The sequence below is a fragment of the Flavobacterium sp. GT3R68 genome, assembly GCF_007109225.1.
Taxonomy (GTDB): domain Bacteria; phylum Bacteroidota; class Bacteroidia; order Flavobacteriales; family Flavobacteriaceae; genus Flavobacterium.
Genome location: NZ_VJZK01000002.1, coordinates 117,594 through 129,983 on the forward strand (window position 1 = coordinate 117,594; position 12,390 = coordinate 129,983).

A 12,390-nucleotide genomic window follows, 5' to 3' on the forward strand; every position below is an offset into this window, starting at 1 on the left:
TGAATGCTGAAAATTTTTTATGTAAAAGTAAGGAAAAATCTTATAGCAGCATTTTTATCACATGCGTGTTGCTGGTCAAATTTGAAAGGCTAATCTTATATTTTTTACTTTTAGTAATCTAATCCCATCTGCATTTAGTTTTTTTAACATTTCATGCGGAAAAACCGTAATCTACTTTCTTAGGATAATATTATTATTGCGGAACAATTACTAACAAACATACTGTAATTGCGTTAAAAAAGAAAAAATCTATAAAGAGATAAATTATGATTCCAGAAACTCTATCCGTTGTTGAAAGACAAATTTTAGCCAATCAATTTCGCATCTTGTCGAAGATGGAAAATGATCCCCAAGCCTATGAAACTAAGATAGAAATCCTTGAAAATGGCTTTACTGAGAAGTATATTGAAATTTTCGATTTAAATACTGAAGAAATCCCGATGGATATCTGTGAGGAAACCACGCAGATTTTGCACATGTTCAGACGAATTAATACAGCCATTGAAGCGTTATCCCATATCGAGAAAACGGAACTGGAGTTGGATAAATTGCACTTCGAAGGCTTTGACGCCAAAAGAGATCCGCATTATCATTACCTGCAGTATTTAATCAATACAAACGAATGGAGGGACTTTAACGTGATTTATTCGGGTGGTGAATACCAATTATCGAAATACAGAAGCATGTTGGAATACCAAATATTCTTATTGGATAATGACCATTACGATTTAAAGAAAGAAAATTTGGAGCATTTTATTGATGTGGTCATCAATCCAACTAAAAAGAGTGCATTTAAATTAGTAGTATAGATATCTGTTTAAAAAATCCCTGTTCTGCAGGGATTTTTTAATACCAATGGACCCAATCAATTAATACTTGAGAACACAAATCTTATGGCGAGAACTCTATTTGGGATTATTAGTATACATCCGTATTTAACGCCTCAGCGATTAAAGCAAATAATTTTTCTTTATTAATTGGCTTACTGATATAACCAACAAAACCGGCTTTTTTTATCTTTTCATATTCATCTGATGACGAATAAGCCGTTTGAGCAATAACAGGAAGTGCAGGTCTTATTGATTTAATTCTTTCAAATGCTTCGTAACCGCTCAGCTTTGGCATTTTTATATCCATCAGAACTAAATCGATTTCCTCGTTATTTTTACATATTTCTACTGCTTCGTGTCCGTTTACAGCCCTGATGATTTTACATTTTTTTAACTGCATCATTTTCTGTAACAATAAAAAATTGATGTTATCGTCTTCGGCAATTAGAATGGTTGTATTTTCTTTAAAAACCGGATCATAAATTCCGCCGGGCTGTTCTGGTTTCGATTTCGTACTTAAATCTGGATTTAAAGGTATAGAAAACGAAAAAACAGACCCTACTCCTACTTGAGATTGAATAGAAATTGTTCCTCCCAGCAATTCTGCATAAGCTTTACAAATAGCCAATCCCAGACCCAGACCGCCAACTTTTATTGAATAATCACCGTCTACTCTTCTAAATCTATCAAAAACTATATTATGAAATTCTTTATCGATTCCTAAACCGGAATCCTTAATGGTGAATTGTATCGTTGCGTCTGTTCTATTTATTTCATAACCAAAAGCCACAAATCCTTCGTCTGTAAACTTTATGGCATTGGTTATTAAATTGTTTAAAATTTGTTTTAATTTTATTTCATCAGTAAATATTCTAAAAGGACCCGGATTTGTATTTTCAATTAAATAAAAATCTATTTTTTTTTCTTTTGGAATGGTTATTTTGATCGTATCATACAATTCTTTTATACAAGATTCAAGGTCCACACTCCCATAATTGGGCTTAATCTGATTGGTTTCAATCATTGACATTTCAATAAGATCGTCAATTATCGAAACCAAATCGGCACCACTTTGATTGATTACTTTTATATACCCTAATCGGTCCTCTATCTCCAGATTAGGATTATTAAGCAAATTAGAAAAACCGATGATAGCATTCATCGGGGTTCTGATCTCGTGAGACATATTAGTTAAAAATGCTGATTTAAGTTTTTCACTTTCTTCCGCTTTATCCTTTGCGATTTCCAATAACTTCCTCTGGTGTACATTTTCTTCAAAAAGATTTCCAATATATCCAAATTCACCCGGAATTTTAATCAGAGATGCTATCGCATTTTTGTTACCCGTTTCTAAAACACTGGTAATTAATTTTAATGGTCGATTTATCCATTTTTTAGAAAAAAACAGATATAAGAATAGTCCTGTAAGAAAAGCTATAATAAATATATATAGTATGTTTTTTGTGCCCTTAAAACTAATGTCGAAATGTCTTTTAAAAAGTAACGTAGCAACAGTGTGATTTTGCCAATCTTTTAAATTTACTGACACCAAAATAGATTTCTTATCCTCAAAATTTGGAACTTTATCACCGATAAAGGTGATCTTAGAGCTACTTATTTTTTCCAGATTATTAAAATAATTCGCATCTAATACCCTAGCCATAAAGAAGTATCCCCGGGGTCTGGATTTTCTTAATGGGTCATTCGAAGGATGAATTGTTGCGCCAAAAACCTCAATAATCCCTTCAGGCATTTTCATGTAAAATTTAGTGAACTTTGATTTATGCAATCTACGAATGACTTCCTTTGGAATAAAATCATCTGACTTGATTTTAGAAGAAGACGCTCTTGTTATAAAATCCGCATTTAAATCGTAGATAGAAATGTAATCTACTTTATTCAGAGCTAAAGTACTCCTTATGGATTCATCAAACCATTTTGGGCTTTTGGTGTCAATAAACTCAACCAATTCATCCCAATAGGTCATATCCTGAATGCTCGAATTTTGAGGGGATGAATTAAGCGCCAACAGCGAATGTGCCTCTTTTTTAAATTGTTGCAGTGTCGTTTCGTAAACTTCCTTTTCCTGCTGAACGGTGTAATAATAAATAGATATCAGTAATAAAATAAAAAACACACTTGATAAAACTATCAGCGATATTATTTTGGAATAAGTGGATGTGAAATTAAATTTTATCATAATGCCTATTTAATGTAGCATAACAAAAAGCGAGTTTTATTTTAACTCAGAACAAGCAATCCAAATTCTCTCAGCACATGAATTGGTTTCGAATACCAAAATAGTTCAAAATTCTCTAAATCAGTCTCGTAATTTCCTTTAATCTCATTAAATGTATGAACTTTATTATTGGAAACAGCTATTTTCTGCAGTATTTCTACCAGCCACGCGCCTTCCTTTTTGTCGGTCTGGATACTGAAGCTTTCTTTTTTATCATGAAAAGTGAGCGTCATCAGCTCCCAGGAATTTCCTTTTTTGGATTTTGTAAAGGTTTCCACCAGAGGCTTCCCTCCTAACCAAACGACTTTTGCCGACGGTTTGATATTAAATTGGGTATCATCCTGTAATGCTTCAAAGATGAAGTCTTCGGGGATTTTTGTTTTGGGGATCTTAAAGTCAAACCAATCCTGCAGCGAATAGTCGAAACAGATTCCGTGCATATAATTGAATAATGATTTCTTTAATCCAAAACTAAATTTGCCGTGGTCAATGCCGGTAGCATCGGTATAATTAATGTCATTATTGGCGAAAGTTCCAATAGTTTCGGTTTCTTTCACAACACCAAATTTTTCGGGATACAAACCGACGGGACTGTGGGCCGTCATGGCAAACTGATGCCAGAATCCCGACTGCAATACGCCCGCTTCAAACAATTGACGGACCATTTCGAGACTGTCTATTGTTTCCTGAATCGTTTGCGTTGGATAACCGTACATTAAATATGCGTGAACCATGATGCCCGCTTCGGTGAAATTGCGCGTCACTATGGCAACTTGTTCCACTGTAACTCCTTTATCAATCAATTGTAATAAGCGGTCGGAAGCGACTTCCAATCCACCGGAAACTGCGATACAACCGGATGCTTTCAACAACAAACACAAATCTTTCGAGAAGTTTTTCTCGAATCGGATGTTCGTCCACCAGGTCACGGTGAGTTTTCTGCGGAGGATTTCCAATGCCAAGGCGCGCATTAATGCCGGTGGTGCCGCTTCATCCACAAAATGAAAACCATTCTGACCTGTTTGCAGCATCAATTCTTCTATCCGGTCGCACAGTATACTGGCAGCTACGGGTTCGTATATTTTGATGTAATCCAGTGAAATATCACAAAAGGTGCACTTTCCCCAATAGCAACCGTGCGCCATCGTTAATTTGTTCCATCGGCCGTCACTCCACATGCGATGCATCGGATTGACGATTTCGATAACGGAAATATATTTATCCAAAAGCAAATCGGAGTAATCGGGTGTACCGACTTCGGATTGCTTGTAGTCTTTTTTAAGCGAATTGTTTTTAAACACCACCTTACCTTCTTCCAACAAAAAGGTTCTTTTATAGGAGTTGTGCGTTGAATCCTGAATATTGGCAACCAATTCTTCAACTGGGGCTTCGCCATCATCGAGGGTGATGAAGTCGAAGAACTCGAATACCCTTTCGTCGGACAGTGACCGCAATTCGGTATTCGGGAAACCGCCACCCATCGAAATTTTGATATCCGGATACTGCTTTTTGACCCATTGTGCACAACGGAAAGCCGCATATAAATTCCCCGGAAACGGAACAGATATCAGAAACAAGGAAGGTTTTATGGTTTCTATCTGGTGTTTCAGAAGGGAGATAAACAGTTCGTCAATGTACGTGTATGGCTGTTGTAATGCATGGTACAATTCATCAAAACTGTTTGACGAGCGACCCAAACGTTCTGCGTACCGACTGAATCCGAAGTTCTCATCGACACATTCGATAATCAGATCGGAAATATCTTCCAGGTATAATGTCGCGAGATGTTTGGCTTTATCCTGTGTTCCCATGCTTCCGAAAGCCCAATCCAATTCTTCCAATTGGGAAAACCGGGAAGCTTCAGGCAGGAAATCTTCCTGGCAAATCTGTAGCGCCAATGTTGGATTTTTACCCTGAAGAAAAAGAATAACCGCATCAATGGTCTTGATGTAATCGTCCTGCAAGGCCACGAGACGTTGCGCGTTGAACGACAAGGTTTGGTTCTGTCTTTCGACATACTGAAATAAATCCGTCAGGCCTTGTTTGGAGAACAGCTTCAATATCGTTTCAATCCCCAAGTCTGCCTGCACTGATGCGATACCTTTCGTATTCAGAAAGCCTTTGATATAGGCCGTTGCCGGATACGGAGTATTCAGTTGGGTGAAGGGCGGGGTGATGAGAAAGATGCTTTTCATTGGATATTATTGGGTTGCAAAATTACTCCATATTTTTAATGATGTCATGAATTTGCTGAATTTTATCGACGGGCATCGCATTTATTTTCTCTGTGATTTCGTTCGAAATAAGTTGTTTGGTCAAGGAACGCAGAGGATGATCCTCGGCTATTGTGTCATTGACATACAGACGGAAATCGAGGATGTCGTTGGGTGTGCAATTAAAATCCCTGCAGAATTTTTCCAGTCGGTCGAGGTTGATTTCATGTACCCTGTTATTGGCAAGCTTAGTGGCATAACCGCCGGAGTATCCTATGGACGTGAGGTATGAGAACGGCCTGTTGATACCTTTGAGTTTGAAAATGCGGGCGAAATTGAAGAATAGCATGGGTTATATTTTTAAATGTTGATTGAAAATTTCCGTTAGGAGAAGCTAAAAGTACACATTTATTCGTTAGATGCAAAAACAAACCCACAAGTAACAGCAATAAAGTCGCAAGTAGCAGAAACAAACTCGTAAGATGTCTTAATAAAACCTTAAGATATCTAAATAAACTCGCTTTAGGTAAAAACAAAGTCGCAAGTAGCATAAATAAAATCGCAAGAGGTCTGAATAAACTCGTAAGATGCAGAAACAAAGTCGTAAGAAGTCGAAACAAGGTTGGCATATTTCCCAATAAGGTAGCGTGTATTATAAGTGTACCCGCTAATTATCTACGACATCCGCATTTTATCTTATGTGAAGTACCGAAATCACTGGGATGAGCTGAAATAATTCAATATTAAGTTGCAAAAAATGAGGTTTATCTTTCAAAGTGCTTTATTTTTGCCGCCTTAATCCACCTTCTACTGTTAATGATTATGGATGTAAATACATTGTAACTTTTCACAAAAGATTGGAGACTTCATTACCCTAATTAAAAATAACCATAGCTCATAAATGTTAAATTTTCAAAAATTTATTTGTTGTATCCTTCTAATTTCAATATTTTCTACCAAACTGAATGCACAAACAATTCAATGGCAAAATACGATAGGTGGCAGTAATGTAGAATGGACAGATTTTATCGAGAACACAAGGGATGGAAATCATATAATTGGCGGTTATTCCTATTCCAATATTTCTGGTGATAAAACTGCAAACTCTAAGGGACAAGGCGATTTTTGGTTAATAAAAATTGATGATACTTCTGGCAACCTTTTATGGCAGAAAACTATCGGAGGAAATAATTTTGACCACCTTGTATCAGGGTCAGAAACGCAGAATGGAGACTATATACTGGGAGGTTACAGCTCCTCTGCAATTTCGGGTGATAAAACAGAATCCTGTAGGGGAATGGATGATTTTTGGGTTGTAAAACTGGACGCCAACCGCAATATTATCTGGGACAAAACCTATGGTGGCAGCGGTGTTGACCGACTTGAAAAAGTCATAGAAACAAATGACGGTGGTTATCTCTTGGGAGGATTTTCAGATTCTAATATTTCTGGTGAAAAAAGTGAAAATTCAAAAGGAGATTTAGATATGTGGATTATAAAAGTTGACCAATCAGGCAACATAATGTGGCAGAAAACTTTGGGGGGAAGCGGATTGGATTGGTTGGATTCCATGATTAAAACACCGGATGGGGGTTACATTTTAGAGGGGTCATCTCTGTCTAATATTTCCGGAAATAAAACTGAAAATTCAAGAGGTCTGGGAGATTATTGGATTGTAAAAATAGATTCTTCAGGAAATATTGTATGGCAACGTACCATTGGGGGTGATAATGGTGATTATTGCAATTCCATAGTCGCTACTTCAGATGGTAATTATATGGTTAGCGGGTTTTCTGCTTCTAATATTTCAGGTGAAAAAAACGAAAATCGTTTTGGCAATTCCGATGATGCCTGGCTCATAAAAATAGACGGCAATGGACAAATTCTTTGGCAAAAAACCATCGGTGGAAACGGGTCAGAGCATAACCCAAAAATAATAAACACAATAGATAATGGTTACGTTCTTATAATGATATCTGGTTCGGGCATTTCTGGTTATAAAACAGAAGCCTTACGAGGAGGCTCCGACTATTGGATTGTAAAACTTGACAGTTCAGGTACTGTACAATGGGACAAAGACCTGGGTGGCAGTCTATATGATGATGCCAAATCCATTGTTCAAACCAACGATGGAGGCTATATTGGTATAGGGCGCTCAATATCTAATGTTTCGGGGGATAAAACAGAGAACTCCAATGGAGCAGATGACTTTTGGGTTGTTAAACTTCAGGTATGTGCTCAAAATAACACCAGTATTTCTGCCAATGGCCCAATTTGCAACGGGAACAACCTGGAATTATCAGCTACTGGCGGCACCACTTATTCCTGGACGGGGCCAAATAATTTTGTTTCTACTCAACAAAATCCAATTATTGTCAATGCAAATGCATCACATAGTGGTCTTTATAGCTGCTTAATTACAGGAACTGGCGGATGTGACGGCACCACTACTGTTACAGTTACTTTTGGTCAACCGATTCCAACTCTAACATCTCCTCAAACCTTTTGCATCCAACAAAATGCTACCCTAAACGATGTTATCATTTCCGGACAAAATATAAAATGGTATGATGCCTTAACTGCAGGTAATCTGTTGCTTACTACTCCTGTTTTACAGAATAACGCTACTTATTATGCTTCGCAAACGATTGCGGGTTGTGAGAGTACCCGTATTCCTGTTGCAATAAATATTCAAAATACACCAGCTCCAAGCGGAACGTCGGTTCAAAATTTTTGTGCCAATTTTAATTTGACTTTGAGTAATTTGGCTGTATCCGGAACGTCTATCATTTGGTATGACAGTGCTGTGGGTGGATCTGTTTTGCCACTTTCATATCCGCTTGCAGACGGCATGACCTATTATGCTTCACAAACGTTGAATGGTTGCGAAAGTCCGCTTAGACTGGGTGTTACCATTATGTTAATAAGTTCGTTACCCTCAAATAATTATGCGGTATCGTTATGTGATAATTTAAATGACGGTTCCGAATTTGTAGAGCTGACGAGTTACAATGCCAACCTAATTGCGAATCCGACCAGCTACACTTTTACCTATTATAATACTTTAATAGGTGCAGAAAATCAGGACACTGCCGATGCGGCCAATTCTTCATTCAATCCCGCTACAGGATTAAATACGATATATGTCCGCATTACAAATTCGAGCGGGTGTGCAAGTATTGTTACGCTGGCGCTTACGTTAGTGCCAAGTCCGATTATCACGATGCCAGACGAATACTATTTGTGTAAAAATTCGGTTTTACCCATCACCGCTCCTAATGGATTTGAGACCTATACCTGGTCTGACGGATCAATAAACCAGAGCATAATCATCAATCAGGCGGGCGTTTATACGTTAACCGTAACAAAAAACCACAACACCCCATCGGGTATCATTACTTGCAGCACGACGAAAACATTTATTGTCATACTTTCGGATGCGGCAACAATACTGCCTTTTGAAACCAACGATTGGACTTCAGACAATAATATCATTACGGTGAATGTAACTGGCTTGGACTTGGGTGATTATGTATATTCTTTAAATGGAATCGATTACCAGCAAAGCAATGTTTTTTATGATTTAGGAAACGGGGAATACACGGTGTATGTGAAGAATAAAAATGACTGTGGCATTAAGACGGCCGACACCTATTTATTGATGTATCCGAAGTTTTTCACTCCTAATGGAGACAGTTATAATGACTATTGGAAAATTAAATTCTCGGACAACGAGCCCAATCTGACCGTCAAAATTTTTGATCGTTATGGCAAATTCATAAAGCAGTTCGGAATCAATTCGGCAGGATGGGATGGGACTTATGAAGGATTGCCAGCCGTTTCAACCGATTATTGGTTTGTGGTTACCCGACAAAACGGAAAGGAACACCAAGGTCATTTTACATTAAAGCGATAAAAAATGTAATGTTTCATTCGGTGTTAAACCCATTTTCGATACCTTTACTTTCGTGAATTCAGCAAAAAACCAAACTATGCCAAGCGACTGTATCAGCTATCAGAAATCCGGATATTTTTCAAAACTCATTGTCGATTATCTGAATCAGGATGCCAACTTACAGTCGTTGTACCATCGTTTCCCCACCGTAGAAAATTTCGAACAACAAATCCTGGAGAAAAGAGACAGCTTTGACCTAACCCACAGAAATGTGCTGGTATCGGTGTTGAAAAAGCAATATGATAAAAGCGCCGTGTCAGCGTTGACCCAACAAAACATTGAAGCTTTATCCCAACCGAATACGTTCACTGTTACTACAGGCCACCAGCTGAATTTGTTTACGGGCCCCTTGTATTTTTTGTATAAGATTATTTCGACGATCAATCTAACCAGGGAACTAAAAGAAAAATATCCCACTTATCATTTCATTCCGATTTACTGGATGGCAACCGAGGATCATGATTTTGAAGAAATCAATTATTTCAGTTTCAAGGGTAAAAAAATCCGATGGAACAAAGAAAGCAAAGGTCCCGTAGGGAGATTATCCACCGAAGGCCTTGACAAAGTATTGGACGCTTTAAAACTGGAATTGGGTACCGGGAATAATGCGACTTCCATAAAAAAATCGTTTCAGGATGCCTACCTGAACCATGATAATTTAACCGATTCCACCCGATATTTGGCCAATATGCTTTTTGGAGACTACGGGATTGTCATTTTGGATGCTGACAATGCCGACCTTAAGAGGGAATTCATTCCTTTTATCAAAGACGAATTATTACATCAGACTTCAAACAAATCTGTGTTGGAGACAGCGCAAAAATTAAAAGAGTACACTATACAGGTCAACCCCAGGGAAATCAATCTTTTTTATTTAGAAGATAATTTGAGGGAACGTATTATTTTAGAAGGTGGAACTTATAAAATCAATAATACTTCAATAGCATTTACGCGGGCTGAAATTATAGCCCTGCTGGAATCTCATCCTGAAAAGTTCAGTCCCAATGTGATCATGCGGCCCTTATATCAGGAAGTCGTTTTACCCAATCTCTGTTATGTTGGAGGTGGAGGAGAAATTTCATATTGGCTGGAGTTGAAATCCTATTTTGATGCTGTAAACATCACTTTTCCTATTTTGCTTTTGCGAAACTCGGTTCTGTTAGTTACTGAAAAACAATACGATAAGGCAGAAAAATTAGATTTGACCTGGGAAGATCTTTTTGCCGGACAAGAAGATTTGGTGAATAAAAAAGTGAAAGTATTTTCCGAGTTTCCGATAAATTTTTCGGAGCAGAAATATTTTTTAAAAAAACAGTTTGAAGATTTACATCGTATTGCAAATCAAACAGATAATTCATTTTTGGGTGCTGTAAATGCGCAGGAATCAAAACAATTGAAAGGATTAGAACATCTGGAGAAGAGATTACTGAAAGCACAAAAAAGAAAACACAGCTCCGAATTGCAAAGAATCACCGACCTACAAAACGAACTTTTCCCTAACCACGGACTACAGGAGCGGACTGCTAACTTTTCTGAATACTATATTGAATATGGAATTGGACTCATAAAAAGACTTACTGACGAGCTCCAACCTTTAGACAAGAATTTTTCGATAGTTAAACTTTAGACCTCCATTGCTTCCCTTTATATTTCTGATTCCACAAATTGGTCAGGTTTGTCATACAAAATAAAAACATCATTTTTTAGCCTTAAATTAGAATTAAAAAAAAATATTTTTAATTCACAAATTAATGTTAGTTTTGCCATCTATTTAACAATTTATTAAACTTTCGTTAATATGAAGAAAAGCTACTTATTAATTTCTTTTTTGATTACCACATTATGCCCAATCGGCGCTTACGCCCAAATGACTGATCTGGTTAAAATTGAGGGAGGCACCTATTTGATGGGTTCCAAAGACAAAGACGATGTTGCTGATACGGACGAACAGAAACAACATGAAGTCAAGGTTAATAGTTTTGAATTAAGCAAATTTGAGGTTACGGTATGGCAATGGAAAACATTTGTTAAGGAAACCAAAGCAAAAATGCCACAGAAACCAATTTGGGACTGGAAAGAGAACTTCCCAATTAACCAAATAACTTGGGAAGAAGCAGTTGCCTATTGTAACTGGTTAAGTAAAAAAGAAAAACTACAACCCGTTTACTCAAAAAAAGGTCCTAATTATGTTTGCAATTTTAAAGCAAACGGGTACCGTTTACCTACTGAGGCAGAATGGGAATATGCTGCTAAAGGCGGAAAATTATCTAATAAGACACCATATAGCGGTGGTACTAATCCAGACAAATTATCCTGGCATAAAACAAACAGTAATAAGGCTCCCCATACTGTGGGAACAAAAATGCCTAATGAATTGGGTTTGTATGATATGAGCGGGAATGTTTGGGAATGGTGCTGGGACTGGTACAATGAAGATTTTTACAAGACCGAAACCAAAAACAACCCCACTGGTCCTCAAATGGGAGAAAAAAGAACGGTAAGAGGTGGTTCTTGGGATAGTGATAACAAGTACCTGCGTCCGGCAAACAGGATTTCAACCTATCCAGACAAAACACATGAATTTTACGGATTTCGTGTTGCACGATCAATCGTACAATAAATTTGATTAAATTGTCGGTTTTAGACAATAAAAGCCTAATTTTGCAAAAAATTAAAAACATATAATGGCAACGAATAGAACATTTACAATGATTAAGCCAGATGCTGTCGCTAACGGACACATCGGTAACATTTTAGCAATGATTACAGACGGAGGTTTCAAAATTGTTTCTTTGAAATTAACGCAATTGACAACAGCTGATGCACAGGCGTTTTACGCAGTACATTCTGCAAGACCATTCTACGGAGAATTAGTAGAATTTATGTCAAGAGGTCCTATTGTTGCTGCAATCTTAGAAAAAGAAAATGCGGTAGAAGACTTTAGAACTTTAATTGGTGCTACAAACCCAGCTGAAGCGGCAGAAGGAACTATTAGAAAAGCATACGCTACTTCTATTGGAGAAAATGCGGTTCACGGTTCTGACAGTGATGAAAATGCAGCTATCGAAAGCGCATTTCATTTTGCAGGAAGAGAGCAGTTCTAATATAGAATTATAATTGCATAAAAAAAATCCCATTTCAATTGAAAAGGGA

General features: G+C 37.3%; 8 protein-coding genes. 5 read left to right on the top strand and 3 right to left on the bottom strand.

Annotated elements, in window-relative coordinates:
* Positions 1-266: 266 nt before the first annotated feature.
* The gene (locus tag FNW07_RS04865) at positions 267-809 is read left to right on the top strand and encodes a YfbU family protein (protein ID WP_126745202.1); all 543 of its coding nucleotides are present in this window, start codon (positions 267-269) and stop codon (positions 807-809) included.
* 109 nt (positions 810-918) lie between these two features.
* Here the strand turns inward: FNW07_RS04865 and FNW07_RS04870 are convergent, their stop codons facing one another.
* From FNW07_RS04870 to FNW07_RS04880, 3 genes are read right to left on the bottom strand one after another with little or no spacing between them, the layout of a single operon-like run.
* The gene (locus tag FNW07_RS04870) at positions 919-3,030 is read right to left on the bottom strand and encodes an ATP-binding protein (RefSeq protein WP_126745201.1); all 2,112 of its coding nucleotides are present in this window, start codon (positions 3,028-3,030) and stop codon (positions 919-921) included.
* Positions 3,031-3,071: 41 nt separating this feature from the next.
* Positions 3,072-5,264, bottom strand: a complete 2,193-nt coding sequence (locus FNW07_RS04875; protein WP_126745200.1) for a radical SAM protein — start codon at positions 5,262-5,264, stop codon at positions 3,072-3,074.
* 22 nt (positions 5,265-5,286) lie between these two features.
* A complete protein-coding gene (locus FNW07_RS04880) occupies positions 5,287-5,631 on the bottom strand; it encodes a helix-turn-helix transcriptional regulator (protein ID WP_126745199.1) in 345 nt (114 codons plus the stop codon).
* 552 nt (positions 5,632-6,183) lie between these two features.
* Between FNW07_RS04880 and FNW07_RS04885 the strand changes: the two genes are divergently transcribed.
* The 4 genes from FNW07_RS04885 (at position 6,184) to FNW07_RS04900 (ending at position 12,341) form a co-directional block, all read left to right on the top strand.
* Positions 6,184-9,198 (top strand): T9SS type B sorting domain-containing protein, encoded by a 3,015-nt coding sequence (locus FNW07_RS04885; RefSeq protein WP_126745198.1) that lies wholly within the window; start codon positions 6,184-6,186, stop codon positions 9,196-9,198.
* A 76-nt stretch (positions 9,199-9,274) separates the two neighbouring features.
* On the top strand, positions 9,275-10,864 hold the full coding sequence (gene bshC / locus FNW07_RS04890) for a bacillithiol biosynthesis cysteine-adding enzyme BshC (RefSeq protein ID WP_126745197.1): 1,590 nt from the start codon (positions 9,275-9,277) through the stop codon (positions 10,862-10,864).
* 171 nt (positions 10,865-11,035) lie between these two features.
* Entirely contained in the window at positions 11,036-11,857 is an 822-nt protein-coding gene (locus FNW07_RS04895; protein WP_126745196.1) for a formylglycine-generating enzyme family protein, read from the top strand.
* A 64-nt stretch (positions 11,858-11,921) separates the two neighbouring features.
* Positions 11,922-12,341, top strand: a complete 420-nt coding sequence (locus tag FNW07_RS04900) for a nucleoside-diphosphate kinase (protein ID WP_126745195.1) — start codon at positions 11,922-11,924, stop codon at positions 12,339-12,341.
* Positions 12,342-12,390: the final 49 nt, after the last annotated feature.